Here is a 17,014-nt window from a genome sequence, read left to right on the forward strand (position 1 = left end):
GCGGGACGGGCCGGGGGCCCCGATGGCGGGGCCCCGGGTCGGAGTGGTCAGCGGCTGGAGAGGATGCGGCCGTTGCGGACGAGCGGGTGTGTGCAGTCGCCCGCGTCGGCGGCGTGGGTGAGCTGGGCGGTGTGGAGGCGGGACAAGTTGGTCCAGAACCGGTACAGGTGCGGCTTGTCCGGGCGCGAGTAGTGCGGCGGCCGGGCGATGTAGCCGGTGGGGGCGGCGGCGTAGGGGACCATTTCGGCTTCGAGTTCGACCCAGGCGCGCTGGTGCTCGGGGTCGATGCCGTAGATCCGGTACACGGCGTAGATGCCCCAGTCGTCGGCGTGGTCGCGGGCGGTGCCGATCTGGTCGGCGGCGGTCTGGTCGTGGCCGTCGGGGTCGTACGGCCAGTCCGCGAACGTGCAGTGGAGGGTGCAGGCGGGGGTGGCGGGCTGGTCGCTGGTGGCGGGGCGCAGGTCGATGCCCTGGCGGCCTCGGCGGCTGATCGGGGCCTTCGAGCACTTGAGGCGCTCACCGGCGCTGCCCGCACCGCCCCCGTCGCCGACGCGGGTGGGGAGCTGGATGCGGTAGGCGAGGGCGCAGTTCCCGCAGTCGGCGCCGGGGGCTGCGGTGAGGGGCTGTCGGCTGGCGGGGTGGATGCCCTGGCCGAGGAGGGCGCGGACGTTGGCGTTGCCTGCCAGGGCGGGGATATGCGGGTACCGGCGGGGCCCGGCGGTCGTGGCGTCGGCCGTGTCGGCGGCGGCCGCGCGGGCCGCGGTCGCGGCCGGGGCGGCAGGCAGCGTCCCGGCAGGCAGGGTCGCGGCGGTGGCGGTGGCGGTGGATATGGACATGCGGGGTTCTCCTTCGAACGCGCGGTGTGCGCAACCGGGTTGGCTAGGTGGTGGGTTGGTGACGGGGCCGAGGGGGCGGGGTGGTGGTCACCGCTCCCCCGGCCCGGTGACCGCACAGTGCCGGTGCACGGGACAAGCGGAGCAACACGGCCGGACGGCCGGGCGGACCGGACGAGCCGGGGTGGCCGGGCACGGCGGCGGGCGCCGGGTACGGCAACAGCCCCCAGCCCGCGCGATGCGGGAGCTGGGGGCTGGAGGTCAGGCTGCCTGTGCTCCGGGGCGGGCGGCGAGTTGCGGGGCCATCGCCCGGCGGATGACCGCCTCCGCGAAGACCGGCGGCATCGCGTTGCCGACCTGTTCGTACTGCTTGGTCCGGGTGCCCTGGAAGGGGTGCGTCGGCGGGAAGGTCTGGAGCGCGGCCGCGTCGGCGACGGACACCCGGATCATGTCCTTGCGGCCGCCGCGGTAGGCGGGCAGCGAATCGGCGTCCACCAGACGGGTGTCCGCGATCCAGCGGCCCGCGTCGCGTTCCCCGTACAGGGTGGCGCGGCTTCCGGAGCCGCCCACGCAGGAGGGGTCCGGGCCGCCCGCTGCGGTGCCGACCGCGACGGTGAGCGCCGGGCGGTGCGTCATCCCCCAGCCCAGTGCCTGCGCCATCGACACCCACGGCAGCAGATCAGGGTTGCCGCCGTCCTGGTCGGTGCTGCGGGCGTAGCGGCGGTGGGTCGGCGCGGGCAGTACCGCCTCGTCGTCCTCGTCGTGCCGTCGGGCCACGAGTACGGCGCGGGCCCGGGTCTGCGGGACGCCGTACTCCTCGGCGTGCAGGCGGCCCGTCACCACCGTGTAGCCCTCGCATCGCAGGATCGCGGCTATCGAGTCCCACACGGGCAGCACGGTGGGCACCTGTTCCAGCATCACGGTGCGATACGGGCGTCCGGTGTCCAGGGCCTCAAGGACCCAGCGCAGTGGTTCCAGGACCAGGCCGGTGCGTTCGTCGTCCAGGGTGGCCAGACCCGCGCGGATGTCTTTGCGCGCGGCCAGCTGGGACGCGAAGTGCAGCACCGTGTCCAGGGCGCGGCGCCCGGCGCCTTTCCCGCCGATCGAGTACGGCTGGCACGGCGGTGAACCGATCAAGTCCGTCGCGGTGGGGAAATCGGAGGGACTGTAGGCGCGGACGTCGCCCTCGACGGTGTCGAGCCCGGCGGCCCGGCGGGTCTCACAGGCGGCATGGTCGTGCTCGATACCGGTCACGGACAGGCCGAGTTGGGTCGCGGCGACGTCCCAGCCTCCCGGGCCACCGAACAAATCAACTATCTCAACCCGGGCTGCATCCTCAGACATGGGTGGGTTCTCGCTTCCTCGATGCGGGTCACCGGGAAAGCACCCGGCCGGAATGGACCAGCCGAGAAAGCCACAAACAGGAACAAGCACCGCAAACACACAACACCCGTACACAGACCGCCAGTTGCGCGGCACAGCGGCGGACGCGGCAGGGACGCGGGCGGACGCAGGACGCACGGGGCAGGCGCGGCGGACGGGGCACGGCAGCGGCGCGACGGACGCGGGGGCGGCGGCGGCAGGCGCGGCGCGGGGGCGGGCAGGGGCACGGGGGCGAACGCGGCAACGGCCCGCCCCCAGGTGTACAGGGGACAGGCCAGTGTTGGCGCGGCGATCGCGGAGGGTCAGGAACGCGGCATGGTGACCAGCGACTTGGCGGCGAGCGGAGCGCGGTCCAGCTTGAATGCGAACCAGCGGGACACCTCGTGCCGCTTGTAGTGGCGGGGCGGGAAGCCGTTGTGGAAGTCAACGAGGACGCCTGAGTCCTCCACAGCGGTGACCGTGCCGGTGGGCCAGTGGCCGGAGGCGAGCCCGTCGTACGTCAGCCGGTCGCCTACCCCCACGGGGGCCTGGATCTCTCCGCCGGTGTACCGCGTGTACCGGATCATCACTTCAGGGGTACCGGCGGGCACCTCCAGAGCCCGCTCGGTGAGCGTGTCGACCAGGTGCTCCCGGGTCAGGGCGTACAGCGGCTCTGTGCGATACGAGTTCTGCGGGTCGTATACGCCCCGGGCCATGCGCTCGAAGAGCGGGCGCAGGTCCCCGGCTTCCGGAGCGAGGCGGACGAACGCGAGCCGCATGCCCTCGTCGTCCAGGGCGGGCGGGTATCCCCGGTTGTCGGCGTCGGCGAGCACGGCGTGTGCGCACTCGCGGGCGATGTCGGCCGGGTGGCGGGGCGCGCGGTGGGCGCCGTCGAGGAGCGCGCGGCAGCCGGTGCAGGTCGCCGGGTCCCCGGTGAGCAGCACCGGGTCGAACGGCGTGTACGGCTCCACGACCGCGTAGCGGTTGGCGTCACAAGCGACGTCGATCAGGAAGCCGGTGTGGGAGTTGAACAGGCCCTCGTGGACGAGGCCGTTGAGGCCGGTGACATTGCGACGGTCCATGTGGTGTTCCTTGCATCCTTTTGGTCCGGTGAGGTGGCCCGAGCGGGGAACGGGTGACACCCCTGCCCGCTCGGTGCCCCGTACCGTGGCCCGGCAGCCAGCAAGCCCCGCAAGCAGGAGCCGTCACCACACAGGTGTCGGCGGGGTGAACGCGGCATCGGCCCACCCCGGGGTGCGGGGGTGGGCCGTCCGGCGTGGTGCGAGTCAGTTCCGGGTCTGCTCCTGGTCCTGGTCCAGGCGCTTGATGGAGTCGACGCGCAGCGCGACGGTGTCGGCGCCGGTCTCGTCTCCGTCCAGGAGGTAGCGCTCCTCGGCGTCCTGTACGGAGGCGGCAGGCAGGCTGAAGGCGATCATCTCGGTGCGGAACACGATTACTTCGTAGGTAGCCGCAGGGTCTGGGCAAGCGCCGCTGTTGGTCCGGTTGCTCAGGCCCATGGATGCTTCGATCTGCTCAGCCTCCGCGTCTTCGTCCTGGGCGCACGGCTCGCACGGGTCGAGCTCGGTGCACTCCGGTGGGCGGTTGCCGTTCGGGCAAGCCAGCCCGTCATCATCCTCGGTGTCGTGTCCGGCGCCCTCCGGCCGGGGCAGGGTCTGGTGCCCGGCACCAGGCAGGGCGGGGACGGCGGGTTCGCAATCGGGCATGGCGGGACCTCCGGGCGTGGGGATAGGTCGGGCCCGAGGGTGCGGGGCGGTGGTCACCGCTCCCCGGGGCTGGTGGCCGCACCATGACCGGGCGGCCGGCAAGGCCCGCAACGTCGCGGCAGACAGGGGCCCTCGAACCCGCAGGGGTGCCGGGGGTTCGAGGGCCGGGAGCGGGGGCGGGTTTAGGTGTCGAGCTCGCCGCGCTCTTCCATGACGTCGGTCAGGGCGTCCAGCCGCAGCGCGTCGTCTTCACCGTGGATGGTGTTGTAGCTCTCGGCCTTGCGCTGTTCGGGCGTGAGGGATTCGGCGAGGGAGCGGGCTTGGGCGTACACGATGTCGGCCGCAGTGCGGTCGACGGGGTCGGGATCGGTGTAGGCGCGGCGGGCGTGGATGAGGGTGAGGTGGCGCTGGGCGATGCGCAGCGCGGCGGCCGCACCGGTGGTGGTGTAGACGGTGACGCGGGTGGGGTTGTGCGCGTCGTCGACAGCCGGGGTCTGGACTTCGCCGGTGGAGGCGGGCTCGAAGGAGAGGTGCGCGGCCTGGGCGGTGAAGTCGTGTGCGTGCAGCGTGTACTTGAACATGAACAGACGGGCCCTTTCCGGGACTTGAGTTCGGAGAGGCGGCGGTCAGCCGCGAGGTGGGCACCGTCGTGGCGTGACGGGCAAGGCGGGCAACTGCAGCGGTCGGGGAGGCGTGGGGTGCGCCCTGCGCCGGGCCGATGGGAGTAGGCGCCCGCCCCGGCCGTCCTCGTGGAGCAGACAGCCGGGGCGGGCGCCGGGTGTTAGACCGGATCGGCGATCGGGTCGGGGTAGGGCCAGATGGGCATGTCGCGGGCGCCCTGGCAGGTCAGGAGGTCGATGGTCTCGCCGTCCTCCAGGCGCCCGCCGCTGAATCCGGTGGAGCTCGGGGTGCCCTGCCACCAGGAGCGGGCCAGGGCGTAGGCCGCCTCCTGAGAGGGAGCCCGGACCAGGAACCGGTAGGTGTGCTCCTTGCTGGTCTGCATCCACAGTCGGTACACCCGGCGACGGGCGGGCACTCCACGGTCGCCGCCAGCGGTGAATGCCGCCTTGATGGTGTGGCGGCAATGGTTGGTGTGCAGGAGGGTGATGTCGTCGCGGGTCCGGCGGTGAATGAGTCGTAGCTCGTCCAGGTCGCCGATTGCGATCGGGCGGCGGGTGCGCTGATTGTCTGGAACGGGGCGCACCACGCCGGCGCGGTCCTCCCTCTGGTCTGGGGCGATGAGCGCGGTGCGGGTGTGTGGGTCGAAGGCGTGGACGATGTAGCGGGTGGTCAGTCCCGTCCGGGGCTCGACGGTGGCGGCCGAGCCGATGCCGAACGCGGTGGTGGCGGTGACGGGCTGGTCGGCCCAGGTACAGCCGGGGTACATGTCCGGCGGCGGGGTCAACACGTGGTTGGTGTCCTTCCGTGCGGCGCGCAGTCCGGCAGGGGTGCCGGACGCGGGGCCACGGTGGGGGCCCGGTAAGCAAGCCGGGCAACACCGGGAGGCGAACACGGGACGGCCCCCGGCGCCGCGCGATGGCGGGCGTCGGGGGCCTGAACATTGTCTAGTTGGTGGGCCAGAGGCAGATGGCGAGCACGGCGTCGTCCGGGGCCTTGGTGTAGTCGTTGGGACGGTCCTGGGCCTGGCGTGCCTCCTCGGTCATGTAGTGCTCGCCGCTCCATTCGGTCTCGGCGTGGTACATCGATGGGTCGACCTCGTCGAGCGGTGAGAAGCCGTTGCCTTCGGCGTCCTTGGACAGGATCACGATCGTGTCGCCGGGTAGGTGGTCGACTTTGGCGAGCTCTCTGCGGAGTTCAGCAAGCGTCATGGGTTCTCCGTTGGATCGCGGGTACGGGGCGTCGGGACGTAGTTGCGGTAGGTGGCCGGGCCGCGGGGCGAGGGGCACGCGGCGCAGCCCGGCCGAGGCCGGTCGCCATCGGGCACGGAGGGGGTTCGTGCGGAGGCGTTCCGGCTGGAGCTCACTCTCGAGAGCGGCACCCTTAGACCCGCAACCCCCAGCGCGGCGGCCACGCACCGTGCCTCGGCCGGGGGCGTGGCGCGCGGTGGCGAGGTCCCGGGAGCGCGAACGGCCCGCTCCGGTCACGTGGCCGGAGCGGGCCCTAGTTGGTCAGAGGTTGATCGGGATCGGGAAGGTGACTCGGTACAGGGCGGTGGACTTCTGGTCCGGGACGAGCTTCCAGCCGGACGCGTTGATGTCCTCGGGGACTGCGGCTTCGTCCATGGCCATGCGCAGCACCTCGTCGGCCCAGCCGAGCGTCTCAGTGTCGAAGGGGCCGGTGTCGTCGGCTGTGTCGATCTCGCTGTTCCCGGCGAACACAGCGCACACGCGGGCGAGGTCGGTGAGGTCGATCAGAGCGGACGTAGCCTCGGGCGCCGCCTGGCGCAGGATCTGGCCGACCTTGACGCCTGCGGTGCCCAGTGGCGCCTTCGGCTGGCTGTCACGGGTGAGGCCGCACGGGCACTGGGTCTCGTGCCAGTCGAAGTCGTTGCCGCAGGCGCACCACCAGGAGGCGAAGTGCCATGTCCACTCCCAGCCGCCGATCGGGTACAGGCCCTCGGCGTCGGGGCTGACGATGGTGGCGGCCGTATCGCTGCCTTCGTCCAGGTACTGCCAGCGGATGTGCACGACGACCGCGCGGCGGGCGCCTCGGCCGGTGACCTTGCGCTTGCGGGCTGTCTTGCGGGACTGCGGAGTGGCGGTGGTGATCGAGGCGTTCGCGCCTCGGCTGAGGCCCCGCCAGGGAACGTGCACGGCGACGGCCTGGATCTCCTCACCCTCTTCGCGGTTCCGGCTGGGGCCGCCTTCGATGATGTGGACGGTGTCCTGACTGTCCGCGCGGCCCTCGATGACGTGGATGGTGTCGACGCAGTCGTAGCCGTCCTCGTCGGCCATACGGAGGGTCTGGTTGGACAGGGCTCGGACTGCGTCGAGGGCGAAGTGGGGACTCAGCCAGCCGTTCCACCGGTTGGTCGGGTCCAGGGTGCAGTCGAACGGGCCGAGCATGTCGTCGATACAGACGCGAGTGGCGATCGTCTTACGGGTGGGGTTCACGGGTCTTTCTCTCCGTTCGCGCGTGGTTTGCCCCGTGGGCCGCGCCGCAGCCCGGCGCAAGGGGGGGCTGGGTGAGGTCGGCGGCTTCGCTGCCGGGGCGGTGGTGGGGCCGCGATTTGGCGGCGGGGCCGGTCGCCGCCGTGCACGAGGAGGGCTCGTGCGGGGCGTTCCGGCTGCCCAGACGGTGCCGCTCGGGACGGCTAGGCCCGCAACCCCCGGGCGCTGCACGGAAAGCAGCAGTGGCCGAGACGGGGGCAGGCGTGATGCCGCCGCCCCCGGACCGGTGGGCGCGGGGGCGGCGGGATGGTGGGTTAGGTCAGTGGGGCAGGACGGCCTTGACGCGCCGTGCGAGCCAGGTGGCGACGTTGACGGGGACGGCGTTGCCGACTTGGAGGCGCTGGTCGTCCTCGTCTCCGGCGAAGATGTGGTCGTCGGGGAATCCCTGGGCTCGGGCCTTCTCCCGGATGGTGAGCGGCCGGTACTCGCACTCGTTGATGCTCAGGTCAGCGGTCGGGCGCACGAGGTAGTGGTGGCCGCCGCCCTTCGCGGTGAGCGTGCCGATCGGTTCGTCCAGTGAGCTGGCCGAGCAGTTGTTGCGCAGGGTGACGATGAACGGCTTGCCGCGGTAGCGCTCCAGGCCGATGGCGACTCGGTCGCGGGTGGCCTGTACATAGGGGACGTAGGCGCGCTCGAAGTGATCGAAGTAGCCGTCGCCGAACCTGTCCCCGCGCACGCTCGGGTCGATGACGTCGCCGATGCCGCGGGTAACCGGCTCGACGTACGCTCCGCAGCGGGGGTTGGGGCACACGTAGTAGTACTGGCGGTTCTTGCGGCCGTACTCGCCGACGGGGAAGTCGGGGTTCTTCTTCCAGTGCTGGATGCCCTCGACGGGGCCGCAGGTGGGGCACATCGCATCGCAGGTCGGCCGAAGATCGGGCAGGCCGTGCGCCTCGGCGATGTCGTTGCGCAGGAAGCACCACACGACCCGGTCCCGGGACTGAGGCAGTGGGGGAATTCCGTCGACCTTCAAGTGCGCGGCGTTCACCGACGCAATGACCGGAGTGTAGCCGAGGGCTTCCCAGACGAGCAGCCATGCCTTGAACAGCGGGGAGGTGCCGAACTGTGCGACGTTCTCTCCGACGTAGGCCATGGGGCGGTGGACCTCGGCGTAGCGGACGGGCTCCCACATGGTGATGCGGGTCTGCGGCCAGTCCGGGCCCGGCTTCGGGCGGCCGTTCTCATCCAGCTCCACGGCTTTGCGGGGGGCGACCTTGCCGCCTGCCGGGGACGCCTCGGTGCAGATCGGCGATGCGACCAGGACCTGCGCGGAGGGCACGCAGCGCATGTCGATGGTCTGCACGTCGGCCGAGTTCACGAACAGGCCGGGAAAGTTGATGCGGGCCGTTTCCACTGAAGCCGGGTGGTGGTTCGCGGCGTACAGGGACAGGTACCCGGCTTGAGTAAAGCCGAGCATGTCCCCGTTGCCGCCTGTGAAGAAGTGGACTGAGGTGTGTGTGAAGTCCGCCAGGGGGGCCGCTATCGTCGCCGCCTGTGCGGTTGTTGCTGCCGTCATCGTGGGAGGTTCCTTCCGGAGCCGGGGAGTTGAGAGCCCGGAGCCAGAAGGGGAGGGGTTGGCCGGGCGGTGACGGCACCTTGCGGAGCGGCGGGGTTAGCTCCACAACTCCCCGTCCCCGCGAGCCGCGCCCGGTGGGCGGCGGACGGGTGCCGACGGTGCGCCGGGGCGAGACCGGGCCGGGCCAGGGGTGGACCTGCGGCGGCGGCCCCGCCTCGTGGCTGGAGTACGCACGGGGCGGGGCCGCGTCGGCAGTTGCGCGGGGATGGGTGTTACGCCAGGTCGTTCACCCGGGCGAGGGCGACGGCCTCTCGGTGCCCGTCCGGGTGCTCGAACTCCACGACTGCAGCGCCTTCGGCATTGCGGAACGTTGCGGTGAGAGGACCGCTTCCGCTGGGGGCTGTGACGCGGGTCGGGGAGGTGGGGCAGATCTCCCATGGCGTAGTGGGGGTCTCGTCGAGCCAGTTGCCGGCAGCCAGGGACACGTGCTCGAAGTGTGCGGCGAGCCCTTCGACCTGCAGGCAGGAGCAGCGAACGGGGACGACACAGGTGCCCGTGTCGATGTGGCCGATGCGAACGGGCGGGACCGGGGCCAGACCGAGAATGTGGACGCGATTGTGCTCGACCCGCTGCGCGTGGGCGCGGCGGTCATCAGCCAGAGCGGACAGGGCACTGCGGACGGCGGTGCCCCGGTCGGGGGCGGGGGTTCCGAGGGTGTGGCGGTGGCCGTCGACGTCGCGGACGGTGAACTCGTCCTCGCCGGTTCCAAGGTTGGGAGTGCGGAGCACGGCGTAGACCGCGGGGGTGAAGCCGATGTGGTCGGGCATGCCGCCGGGGAATGTGCCGGGCACCGTGAAGAACTGTCCGTCGTGGCCGAACAACTCGCGGGTGGTGCAGTGAGTGGACGAGCGGTGGCGGGGCCGGTCCGCGGACAGGTGCGGGAGGTCTCCGGCATTGAGGTCGGGTGTGGTCATGGGGCGGGTGTCCCTTCTCGTGGCGCCCTGCATCTGGGCGGGGCGAGAGAGAAGGTGGAGGGACGGCCGGCTAGCTCGGCAAGAGCACCGGGCGGGTGGGCCGCGGGCGCTTGGCGGAACTGCCGTGATGGCTCGTGCGGGGAGGAGACGACGCCGGGCCGTGGGCGCACCTGGGGTGCGCCCACGGCCCGGTGGTTGCCGGTTGTTCAGGCCGGTCTAGACCCGGTAGAGATCCCAGTGCCTGGCGATCCGGTTCAGGTCGTTGGCGATGTGGTCCTTCTGGTCCTCGGGGGCCTGCTGGTCATAGTCGAGCTGTTCCTTGGTCCAGTTGTAGTCGAGGACGTTGTGGACGCTGGCGATGACGTCGGCCGGGACCAGCTCCGGTTCCCCGACGGGTTCGGGCGTGGACTTCGGGAGCGTGGGGGTGGGCTCGGCGGGCGGCGGGGTGGTGTGGAGCGTCTCGGTGCCGCGCACGTCGACGGTCCAGCCGGCGTCGGTCAGGGTAGCGGCGATGGCCCGGGCGGCCTCTTCTCGGGCGTCGCGGCCCGTAACACGCGGAGCAGTCACGTCGATCTGGACCCAGCCGGGGCGCCAGATCACAGGCGTGGGGGTGCTGTGGCTGACGACCTGGGCCCTGTCGCTGGTGTCAGGGTGCTGCGTGAATCCGGCGTCCTGCAGCAGGCGGGTGGCGCGCTCGGTGGTCAGGGCGCCGTCCGGCAGGGCGCGGAGCACCCCGGCGTAGACGCGGAGAGTGCGTACTGCGGCCTCGGGGGTGATGGGGGCCAGCTCGGTGGCGGTGTATCCGGCCGCGCGGAGCACGCTCATGGCGGTGCGGACGCGGGCAGCTGAGGCGGTGGGGAAGGTCAGGAGCGTGAAGTCGGCGACGCGGTCACTGTCGGGTTCGGCGTAGAAGAAGCCTTGGTTGCCCGTTGGGTAGCCGTTGGTGGTGAACTCTTGGTGAGCGGCCAGGAGTTCGGCGACGGTGTCGGGATCGGCCTCGGGTGAGACAGCCTGGGGCAGGACGGCGTCGACCTGGTAGTCGCCGCGGTTGATGTCGATGCCGAGGCGGATGAAGAAGTCGCAGACCAGGTCCACGGTGTCGCCGCCGTTCCAGCCGCCGTCGCCGTCCTCGATGCTCTTGCATTCGCGGAAGAGGCGGCTGATGGCCTGGCCTTCGGGCGTCGTCGGGTCGTACTTGAGGGTGGTGTTGGGCACGGTCGAGTCCTCACGTGATGGTGGGAGTTGGCGTCGGCGCGCAGCGGTTGGGCGGCTGCGGGCCGGTGGCCGGACCGTGGTTGGCGGCGGGGTAAGCCCCGCAACAGGCACTGCGGCGAGGCGGGCGCCGGAGGACAGAGGCAGGGAAGACGGCGCCGCCCCGCCCCGGGGTCGGGGCGGGGCGGCGGGCGCGGCGGTTGGGTCAGATGGTCAGGTCGGCTTCCCGGGCGTGAGTGGCGGCGGCTTCGACGTAGGCGCTGGCCATGGCGGCGGTGGCGTCCTGTTCCTCGTCGGTGGCATCCTCGCCGCGATCGATGGTCTCGGCGGCCTGCCGTAGGTGGTGGGCGCAGTGCCGGTACTGGGAGGCGGCGGCTTTGCCGCCCAGGTCGTCCTGCCAGGACGCCCGAGCGTCGGCGATGACGGCGAGGATGTTCAGGGGGAGGGTGACGCCTGCTCCAACCAGGAGATCGGCGATCTCCCATACCTGGGCGCTGGTCGGGCCTTGGTGGCTGCGGGCTCCGCCGTCGGCGTGCGGCTTCTTGCGGGCGGGGATGAGTCCGGCGCGTTCGGCGAGCCTTCGCACTGCTTCGCGGTCGGCGCTGTCGAGTTCCGGGCCGCCGTCGGCCTCCTCCTGTCCAGGGCCTGTGCTCCTGGGCGTGGAGTGGTGGGTGCTCGTGGTGTCGGTCACGGTGATTGGTCCTCCAGACGGATGTGGGTGGCCAGGTCGTTGGCGGCCGGTCCTGACCGTGGCTGGCGGCGGGGCAACCGGCGCAACCGCATGCCGGGCAGTGGGGAGCGGTGCATCGCCCACGCTCGTGACGGGCGTGGGTGCGATGTCGGTCAGGCTCGTGGTCTCGTCCAGGGCGTGGTGCCGCGTCGGGTGCAGGTGCCGTCGGTGCGCCAGAGCTCGATCAGGCCACCGGCGTCTGCGATGGCTCGGCCGTCGCGGTCCCACAGGCGGGCTTCGGGTGCTTGAATTCCGCCGAGCCAGTCGGACGGCGGGGCCTGGCATACGCAGGTCCGCAGTTCCTCGACACCCTCCGCGTCGCGGTACAGGGCAGGCAGAACGTTCGAGAGAACCCAGTCGGCAGCTTCAGGGGTCACGTCAATGTCTCCAGTGATGGGGCGTACGTCGTCCGCAGCGTGCCGGGGGCACGTGGGTGCCCACGGCCCGGCGCTGGACGGACCGTGACGTGGAGCAGGGCTAGCCGCAACGCCGTTCAGTTAGGGCGGGGCCGGGGGTGTCAAGGGCCGCTCGTGAGTATGGCGATGCTGATGGTGGCTTTGTAGGTGGTGCGGTCGATGGCGGGTCCGCGTGCGTTGTATTTGGAGATCGCGCGTTTGACGATGCGGTCTTTGGTGCGGACCCGCCGGCTCGGCAGAAGGTGGGCCAGGATGTGGCGGCCGATGGTGCCGACGAGGTCGATGTCGGTGCCGGTGATGACGCCGGCGGCCAGGACGAGCTGGTCTCGGGCGGCGGCGAGGGCGGTGGTGAAGCCGGCCCGGTCCGGGTCGGTGCCCGGGACGCTGTCGGTGGCGTCGGTCATCGCAGTGCGTAATGCCTGGTAGGCGGTCAGCAGGGCCCAGACTTCCTGCTCGATGCCGTCCGGGGTGCGGGCCCGCAGGACGCGCCCGCCCAGGAGCGTGGACTTCAGCTCCGCGTAGGCGGTCTCGATCTCCCAGCGCTCGTGGTAGAGCCGGACGAGTTCACCGGCCGGGTGGGTGGCAGGGTCGGTGAGGGTGGTCAGCAGCCGGTAGTGGCCGGTGCGTGTGCCCTGAGCGGTGCGGATGGTGATCTCGGCGTTGATGGCCCGCACGGTCAGCGCTCCGACGCGGGTCAGTGTCGAGCCGTCGCGGCAGCGGGCCACCGTTGGCAGGTTCCGGTTGGTCTTGCAGCGCACGAGCAGATCGGCGCCGGTGGCGGCGAGCTGGTTCAGCAGTGTGGCGGCGGCGAAGTTCCGGTCGCCCAGCAGCAGCATCCCGGCTCGCAGGTCCACCGCCAGGCGGCGGGCGTACTCCAGCTCACCGGTTGCGGCCGGACCGAACACGGCCCCGATCAGCGTCCGGGTCCCGCAGGCCACCAGCGCTGCCAGGCGCAGTTGCGGATAGCCCGAGATCCCGTTGCCGAGCCGCTGCCGGGTGAACACCGTGAGGTTGGCCGGGCAGTCCGGGACCGGCAGCAGGGTGCCGTCGACCGCTACGATTCTCAGGCCCCGCCACCGCCCGGCGGCAGCGGTCGTGGCCGCAGGCCCGCTCACCAGGTGGAACAGCGCTTTCATCGGTGCCGGCCCCAGCCGCTGGCGGGCCTGGCGAAGAGCGCTGCCGCTGGGCCGGACTGTTGCCAGGTCCGACAGCCCGGCGCGCAACCGGTCGAAGACCTGCCGGTAGCCCAGCCCGTTGAAGAGCGCTCCGGCCAGCAGCAGGTAGACCGTGACCCGCGCCGGCACCAGCCGGACCCTGCGCTGCACCGCACCGGTCTCCGCCAGCACCTCGTCGACCATCTCGAACGGCACGATCCGGGTCAGCTCACCGAGATGCCCCGGCGCGAACACCCCGGCCGCTACCCCGCCCGTCCTTGTTATGGCAGCCTGTTCCAACAGCGGAGCTCCTGTAGTGAGGATGTCTTGGAGGACAGACCTCTTCTACAGCAGCTCCGCTGCCTCGTTCACCAGCCTTGACGAACAGCCCCCACACCTAACTGAACGGCGTTGGGGCTAGCCGAGCAACGCCAGGGAACGGCGACGGGCCCGTCCCACCGCGGAATTCGCGGCGGGACGGGCCCGGGAGGAAGAGGTCGGGTGGTCTAATTCAGCTGCCCTGGTTGAGACGGAGCAGCTCCGGGAACTGGCGCCGGATCTGCTCATGTGCCATAGGCGGAACCGCCGCGGGGAGGGTTGCGGGGGCGGGTGCCGGACCGCTCCCGGGGCACGGAGGGGGAGCCGTGCGGGGCGCGGCCCGGCAGGACGACGGTGCCCTGCCTGCGGGTTAGCCGGGCAAGCGCCGGCGGGCGGGACTGCATGCGGCGGGCCCGCTCCCGGCTGGTGCGGCAGGGAGCAGGCCCGGAGGAGGCAGCTGGTCAGAGCGGCGGCTCGCCGTTGGGGTAGAAGAGCGGCTCGCTGCTGCGGGACTGCGCCCCGTGGCTGGTGAAGGTGTCGGTGCCGTCCACGGGCCACACGGGCATGATCGACCGGATCGCGCACAGGCCGTCAAGGTCGCTGTCCGGCTCGGCGGGCAGCACCAGGATGTTCCGCGTGGGCGCGGGGACGAAGCGTGCCAGGTCGGCGAGTGTGCCGATCGCGTACCACACGCCCGCTCCCTCGCGCTGCAAGGCAGTGCACCAGGCGGTCCCAGTCCTCACCGTCCGGCCAGTGCCCGACGCTGATCGTGCCGTCGGCGTACAGGTCGGCGCCCACGTACAGCAGGTCGGGCCGGTCGGCGCGTTCGATGCCGATGGTTGCGGCCTCTCCGTCGGGGATGTCGGGTACGTCGATGGCGGTCAGGATTCGGCGGGAGTCATCAGTGATCAGGAACCGCATGAAGGTCTCCAGAGGTCGGGCGCGGTACTGTGCCGCGCCGGTCTGGCCGACGCTGGTCGCGGCTGGGGCTAGCCCGGCAACCGGCTCGGCACCCGGTGTCGGCTGTGGTGAACCGCAGGGGCCCGCCCCGGCCGTGGTGACGGCGCAGGGCGGGCCTGGGGCGGGTGGCAGCAGCTCAGCGGGAGGCGCGGGCCTTCGACTGCTGGCGCTCGCGTCGGGCGGCGTCCTCGGCGTTCCGTTGCCGCTGAAGCTCCCCGAATGACGCGGTCAGGTCCTTGCGGGGACGGTTGACGGTCATGCCGACGCGGGGCGGGCCATGTACGGCCAGGAGGTCGGAGGCAGCCTGGGACGAGTATCCGGCCGCTTCTAGATCGTCCTGCGTTGGGAACACGTCCGCGTCCCGGTCCCGCGTCGGGTCGATCAGGATGTCCTCCTTGCCGCCCCGCGAGAAGACGTACTTGAAGTTGGCGGGCGGATTCGGCTCAACCAGGCGGCGAAACCGGCTGACCTCCTTGGTGTACGCGTAGAAGGTCAAACCCTTCGGTGCGCCACGGATGATCTGGAGCCACATCAGGGTGTAGGAATCGTCGAAGAAATCTCCGGCGTCATGAATCCTGATATGCCCCAACTTGCCTTTCTCGGCGTCGGGTTGGTAACGAGGGTGGCGCAGCTCGGCGGCCATGCGCTCCTGCCACCGGAGCGGGGTGTCCAGCACCATCCGCAGGTTGCGCAGGTGCCGGGCGCGAGCGGCCGGGAAGCGGATGTATCCGGAGTCTGCGCCGAGTGCGTAGCAATGCTTCAAGCAAACCGAGGCGGAGGGGCAGACGTTGACCGGTCGCACGGTGGTGGTTCCGTCCGGGGCTTTGTCTTCAAGGCGCACGGCCCCGGCAGGCAGGGTCCAGTTGAAAATGCCCTGCTTCTTCATTCGTTCGTTCTGCGAGAGCAGCCAGTCGGTGGCCATGATGGGGCACTCCACGAGTCCAGGAATGTCGGATGGGGTGGTGTGCGGTGTAGGAGGCAGTCGGTGAGACAGCCCGGCCGCGGGCCACGGTGCTGTCTCGGTGCCATGCCAGCGCCCGAGCCCTTCGCAGACGCCGGACTGCGGGACCAAGGGCCCCGCGTCGGCGGTAGAAGGCGGTGGGGTGGGCTGCGCAACGAGCTGGACCGGCCCCCGCTGAGATGGAAGTGACGTGCCACGCGGCGCAGTGGGCCGGTCCAGCGCGCTCACAGTCGCTCTCCCGGCGGCAAGCCCCGCAACCCCGCCGGTCCACGAGGGCGGTGAGGGTTGCGGCCTGCTGGCTCGCTGGCAGGTCCGGACATGGGCCAGGCCCGCTCCCGGCCGGGGCGGCGGCTCGGGGCGGGCCCTGGTGGCATGTGGAGTGGCCACGTCGGAGGGAGCGGCCGTGCTAGCGCTCCTCGGCGCGTCTCGGTGGCTGAGTGCGGGTGAAGAGGTAGCGGTCAACGGGCCAGATCCCGGCAGCGTCCGCGTGCTGCAGCAACTCGGCCAGGTCGTCGTCGGGCTCGCTGGGCAGGAGCAGTGCGCGATCAGGGCGGGGTGCGATGAACCGGGTGAGGTCCTGGAGTTCACCCAGGGCCGCCCAGATGGCGGTACGCGCCAAGGTCGGGCGGACGGCGACGAGTTCGTTGCGGGCCGTGTCGTGATGGGTGAACAGCTCGGCGAGTGCCCCCGCCGGCCGAACGCCGTAGTGGACCAGGTCGGTGGCATGCACCGCGCGCAGGTATCGGCTGTAGGCGGCGAGGAGATTGGCTTCGGCTCGCTGCGCGGGGCTTGGGTCCGGGAGGAGTCGCGGGGCGGAATCTGTGCGCACCTGTGGCATCAAGGCGGCCGGAGGTGCGGTGGGCAGGAAGGCGGGCGGCGGGCTGAAGACAGGTCGCAATCGGAATACGAGGCGGCGGGCGATCTCGAGCGGTCTGCGGGGGTCGCAAGGCGCGTCGGCCCACAGGTAGGGGCGGTCGCTGTCCAGGTGGAGGTGTCCGAGGTAGGTCACGGCCATGGTGTCGGGCCGCTGGTGGAAGAGGCGCAGGGTGCGACCCTCGGCGTGATGGTGCAGAACGGACTTGTTTCCGTGGGTGAGCACCTGGTCGGTTCCTGCGGTGCCTCCCTCGCCGGTGAAGTGGACGTGCTCGCCTGTCCAACCGTCGAAGAGCCCAGCGGGCGTGGTGAACAGGAAGACGTTCTGGGTCGAGCGTGAGGGACTAATCCTCGGGTGAATGCGTCCGCCGTAGCGGTGGTGCAGTTCGGCGCGGTCGATGGTCTCGCCCAGCGTGAGGTGCCAAGCAGGGGGCTCATCGCCGTGTCGGTTCGTAGTGGCGGGCATGGGGTTGCTCCCTTGTTGGGTCGGGGAGCTGGACCGTGGAGGAGAGCGGAGCAACCTGGTCAACCCCGCGCTGCTGTCTCTGGCGCCGCCGCTGGCCGGGGGCCGCCTGGCCCGCCGTGGTTGAACGGCAAAGGCTCCGGCGCCCCCGGTCAGAAGACCGGGGGCGTCGGGCTGGACGGGCTCCTCACGTTCCCGGTTCGCTTTACTCGTCCCAGGGGGCGGGGAGGCACTCGGGGCCACCGGCCGTCAGGATTTCGTCCAGGCGCTCCCAGAGCGCGCGCACCGGATGTTCCTCGGGCAGCTCGCGGATGGCCTCGGCCATCGAGGCGTGCAGCTCATCCGTGCCCACCTCATCAAGGTTGGTCGGGGTGATCACGTTGTTCT

At 71.3% G+C, this 17,014-nt stretch carries 19 protein-coding genes; 1 reads left to right on the top strand and 18 read right to left on the bottom strand.

From position 1 onward, the window contains the following. Nucleotides 1-47 precede the first annotated feature (47 nt). From OG883_RS42620 to OG883_RS42690, 15 genes are all read right to left on the bottom strand, one after another. On the bottom strand, nucleotides 48-836 hold the full coding sequence (locus OG883_RS42620) for a hypothetical protein (RefSeq protein ID WP_266553475.1): 789 nt from the start codon (nucleotides 834-836) through the stop codon (nucleotides 48-50). Between the two features lie 258 nt (nucleotides 837-1,094). Further along, complete coding sequence (locus OG883_RS42625) at nucleotides 1,095-2,177, bottom strand: DNA cytosine methyltransferase (RefSeq protein ID WP_266553478.1); 1,083 nt, start codon at nucleotides 2,175-2,177, stop codon at nucleotides 1,095-1,097. Nucleotides 2,178-2,518: 341 nt separating this feature from the next. Next, nucleotides 2,519-3,277, bottom strand: coding sequence for a hypothetical protein (locus OG883_RS42630; RefSeq protein WP_266553481.1), 759 nt, complete (start codon nucleotides 3,275-3,277; stop codon nucleotides 2,519-2,521). A gap of 204 nt (nucleotides 3,278-3,481) precedes the next feature. Continuing rightward, entirely contained in the window at nucleotides 3,482-3,919 is a 438-nt protein-coding gene (locus OG883_RS42635) for a hypothetical protein (protein ID WP_266553484.1), read from the bottom strand. A gap of 182 nt (nucleotides 3,920-4,101) precedes the next feature. Continuing rightward, a complete protein-coding gene (locus tag OG883_RS42640) occupies nucleotides 4,102-4,500 on the bottom strand; it encodes a hypothetical protein (protein WP_266553487.1) in 399 nt (132 codons plus the stop codon). 200 nt (nucleotides 4,501-4,700) lie between these two features. Beyond that, nucleotides 4,701-5,327 (bottom strand): hypothetical protein, encoded by a 627-nt coding sequence (locus tag OG883_RS42645; protein ID WP_266553490.1) that lies wholly within the window; start codon nucleotides 5,325-5,327, stop codon nucleotides 4,701-4,703. 157 nt (nucleotides 5,328-5,484) lie between these two features. Further along, nucleotides 5,485-5,748 carry a hypothetical protein gene (locus tag OG883_RS42650; protein WP_266553493.1) on the bottom strand — a complete coding sequence of 88 codons (264 nt, stop codon included), beginning with the start codon at nucleotides 5,746-5,748 and terminating at the stop codon, nucleotides 5,485-5,487. A gap of 300 nt (nucleotides 5,749-6,048) precedes the next feature. Next, nucleotides 6,049-6,993, bottom strand: coding sequence for a hypothetical protein (locus OG883_RS42655; RefSeq protein ID WP_266553496.1), 945 nt, complete (start codon nucleotides 6,991-6,993; stop codon nucleotides 6,049-6,051). 316 nt (nucleotides 6,994-7,309) lie between these two features. After that, the gene (locus OG883_RS42660) at nucleotides 7,310-8,566 is read right to left on the bottom strand and encodes a DNA cytosine methyltransferase (RefSeq protein WP_266553499.1); all 1,257 of its coding nucleotides are present in this window, start codon (nucleotides 8,564-8,566) and stop codon (nucleotides 7,310-7,312) included. Nucleotides 8,567-8,838: 272 nt separating this feature from the next. Beyond that, on the bottom strand, nucleotides 8,839-9,540 hold the full coding sequence (locus tag OG883_RS42665; RefSeq protein ID WP_266553502.1) for a hypothetical protein: 702 nt from the start codon (nucleotides 9,538-9,540) through the stop codon (nucleotides 8,839-8,841). A gap of 216 nt (nucleotides 9,541-9,756) precedes the next feature. Further along, the gene (locus OG883_RS42670; protein ID WP_266553505.1) at nucleotides 9,757-10,755 is read right to left on the bottom strand and encodes a hypothetical protein; all 999 of its coding nucleotides are present in this window, start codon (nucleotides 10,753-10,755) and stop codon (nucleotides 9,757-9,759) included. A gap of 202 nt (nucleotides 10,756-10,957) precedes the next feature. Further along, on the bottom strand, nucleotides 10,958-11,443 hold the full coding sequence (locus OG883_RS42675) for a hypothetical protein (protein ID WP_266553508.1): 486 nt from the start codon (nucleotides 11,441-11,443) through the stop codon (nucleotides 10,958-10,960). Nucleotides 11,444-11,595: 152 nt separating this feature from the next. Beyond that, nucleotides 11,596-11,859 carry a hypothetical protein gene (locus OG883_RS42680; RefSeq protein WP_266553510.1) on the bottom strand — a complete coding sequence of 88 codons (264 nt, stop codon included), beginning with the start codon at nucleotides 11,857-11,859 and terminating at the stop codon, nucleotides 11,596-11,598. Nucleotides 11,860-11,999: 140 nt separating this feature from the next. Then, complete coding sequence (locus OG883_RS42685; RefSeq protein WP_266553511.1) at nucleotides 12,000-13,352, bottom strand: IS4 family transposase; 1,353 nt, start codon at nucleotides 13,350-13,352, stop codon at nucleotides 12,000-12,002. 479 nt (nucleotides 13,353-13,831) lie between these two features. After that, nucleotides 13,832-14,062, bottom strand: a complete 231-nt coding sequence (locus OG883_RS42690) for a hypothetical protein (protein WP_266553512.1) — start codon at nucleotides 14,060-14,062, stop codon at nucleotides 13,832-13,834. 61 nt (nucleotides 14,063-14,123) lie between these two features. Here OG883_RS42690 and OG883_RS42695 point away from each other — a divergent pair, with 61 nt between their 5' ends. Further along, the gene (locus OG883_RS42695; RefSeq protein WP_266553514.1) at nucleotides 14,124-14,363 is read left to right on the top strand and encodes a hypothetical protein; all 240 of its coding nucleotides are present in this window, start codon (nucleotides 14,124-14,126) and stop codon (nucleotides 14,361-14,363) included. 103 nt (nucleotides 14,364-14,466) lie between these two features. Here OG883_RS42695 and OG883_RS42700 read toward each other — a convergent pair whose 3' ends face one another. The 3 genes from OG883_RS42700 to OG883_RS42710 form a co-directional block, all read right to left on the bottom strand. Continuing rightward, nucleotides 14,467-15,252, bottom strand: a complete 786-nt coding sequence (locus OG883_RS42700; RefSeq protein WP_266553516.1) for a hypothetical protein — start codon at nucleotides 15,250-15,252, stop codon at nucleotides 14,467-14,469. Between the two features lie 445 nt (nucleotides 15,253-15,697). Continuing rightward, nucleotides 15,698-16,630 carry a hypothetical protein gene (locus tag OG883_RS42705; protein ID WP_266553518.1) on the bottom strand — a complete coding sequence of 311 codons (933 nt, stop codon included), beginning with the start codon at nucleotides 16,628-16,630 and terminating at the stop codon, nucleotides 15,698-15,700. 202 nt (nucleotides 16,631-16,832) lie between these two features. Beyond that, nucleotides 16,833-17,006 carry a hypothetical protein gene (locus tag OG883_RS42710; protein WP_266553520.1) on the bottom strand — a complete coding sequence of 58 codons (174 nt, stop codon included), beginning with the start codon at nucleotides 17,004-17,006 and terminating at the stop codon, nucleotides 16,833-16,835. Between the last annotated feature and the right edge of the window lie 8 nt (nucleotides 17,007-17,014).

It is taken from the genome of Streptomyces sp. NBC_01142 (genome assembly GCF_026341125.1).
Classification (GTDB): domain Bacteria; phylum Actinomycetota; class Actinomycetes; order Streptomycetales; family Streptomycetaceae; genus Streptomyces.

Excerpts from the sequence above, each read along its gene's own strand:
- OG883_RS42620 (WP_266553475.1), bottom strand. The coding sequence starts at position 836 with ATGTCCATATCCACCGCCACCGCCACCGCCGCGACCCTGCCTGCCGGG.
- OG883_RS42625 (WP_266553478.1), bottom strand. The coding sequence starts at position 2,177 with ATGTCTGAGGATGCAGCCCGGGTTGAGATAGTTGATTTGTTCGGTGGC.
- OG883_RS42630 (WP_266553481.1), bottom strand. The coding sequence starts at position 3,277 with ATGGACCGTCGCAATGTCACCGGCCTCAACGGCCTCGTCCACGAGGGC.
- OG883_RS42635 (WP_266553484.1), bottom strand. The coding sequence starts at position 3,919 with ATGCCCGATTGCGAACCCGCCGTCCCCGCCCTGCCTGGTGCCGGGCAC.
- OG883_RS42640 (WP_266553487.1), bottom strand. The coding sequence starts at position 4,500 with ATGTTCAAGTACACGCTGCACGCACACGACTTCACCGCCCAGGCCGCG.
- OG883_RS42650 (WP_266553493.1), bottom strand. The coding sequence starts at position 5,748 with ATGACGCTTGCTGAACTCCGCAGAGAGCTCGCCAAAGTCGACCACCTA.
- OG883_RS42660 (WP_266553499.1), bottom strand. The coding sequence starts at position 8,566 with ATGACGGCAGCAACAACCGCACAGGCGGCGACGATAGCGGCCCCCCTG.
- OG883_RS42665 (WP_266553502.1), bottom strand. The coding sequence starts at position 9,540 with ATGACCACACCCGACCTCAATGCCGGAGACCTCCCGCACCTGTCCGCG.
- OG883_RS42700 (WP_266553516.1), bottom strand. The coding sequence starts at position 15,252 with ATGGCCACCGACTGGCTGCTCTCGCAGAACGAACGAATGAAGAAGCAG.
- OG883_RS42705 (WP_266553518.1), bottom strand. The coding sequence starts at position 16,630 with ATGCCCGCCACTACGAACCGACACGGCGATGAGCCCCCTGCTTGGCAC.